Origin of the sequence: Mesorhizobium sp. M4A.F.Ca.ET.090.04.2.1, from assembly GCF_003999085.1 — a bacterium.
In the GTDB taxonomy this organism is placed as follows: Bacteria; Pseudomonadota; Alphaproteobacteria; order Rhizobiales; family Rhizobiaceae; genus Mesorhizobium.
Genome location: NZ_RZOT01000914.1, coordinates 1 through 1,041, shown reverse-complemented (window position 1 = coordinate 1,041; position 1,041 = coordinate 1). Strand labels below are relative to the sequence as shown.

2 protein-coding genes are annotated in these 1,041 nt (G+C 68.2%); both read left to right on the top strand.

What is annotated here, in order from left to right; genetic code table 11:
• Nucleotides 1-426 (top strand): ABC transporter substrate-binding protein (locus EN781_RS33115; RefSeq protein WP_145965815.1); only part of this gene is annotated, 426 nt, incomplete at its 5' end.
• A gap of 2 nt (nucleotides 427-428) precedes the next feature.
• Nucleotides 429-1,041: iron chelate uptake ABC transporter family permease subunit (locus EN781_RS33110; protein WP_145965814.1), on the top strand; the 613-nt coding region annotated here is incomplete at its 3' end.

Genomic DNA, 1,041 nt, shown 5'->3' with positions numbered 1-1,041 from the left:
GTCGACGCCCGGCTGAAGGCCGCCGAGCAGCAGACGGCATCGATCAAGGAGCGTAAGCGCATCCTGTTCGTGCTGTCGACGCAGGGCGGCAAGATTCTTGCCGCCGGCAGCGAAACCGCCGCCGATGGCATCGTCAATCTGGCCGGCGGCGTCAATGCGGTCGAAGGCTTCTCCGGCTACAAGCAGATGTCGGACGAGGCGATCGTCACCGCCAGGCCGGAGGTCATCCTGATGATGGACAATGCCGGACCGGCGGTGTCCGACGACGAGCTGTTCTCGAACCCGTCCATCGCCTCGACGCCGGCCGGTGCTGCCCGCAAGGTCATCCGCATGGATGGCGGCTACCTGCTCGGCTTCGGACCGCGCACGGCAGAAGCCATCCGTGACCTTGCCGTTTCGCTCTATGGCGGCCAGGTCACGGACTGATCATGGCGGATCAATCGGTCGTCGGCGCGGCGGGGAGGATGGCGACGGGCGATGGCGACCGCTCGGCGCGCGCTCGCCTCGTCATACTGCTTCTGTGCCTGGCGCTTGCCCTCTCGGTGCTGCTGTCGCTGACATCGGGCGCTTCCGACGCCTCTACGGTCGGCGTCGTTCGTGACTGGCTCACCGGTGCGGTGCCAGGCGACGCGGCATTGAGCGCCCGCGACCGGCTGATCATCTACGACATTCGCTTGCCGCGCGTCCTGCTCGGGGTATTGACCGGCGCAGCACTCGCCGTGTCAGGGGCGGTAATGCAAGGGCTGTTCCGCAATCCGCTCGCCGATCCCGGCCTGATCGGCGTCTCGGCCGGCTCCAGCCTCGGCGCCGTCGCCGTCATCGTGCTCGGCTCGACCTGGCTTGCGCCATTCACCCTGGCGCTCGGCACGCTGGCCTTGCCGCTCGCGGCGTTCGCTGGCGGGCTGGCGGTGACGCTGCTGCTCTACCGGGTCGCGACCAGGCATGGCCGCACCTCGGTCGCCACCATGCTGCTTGCCGGCCTTGCGCTGGCCGCGCTCGCCATGGCGCTGATCGGCATATTGATCTTCATGGCCGACGATC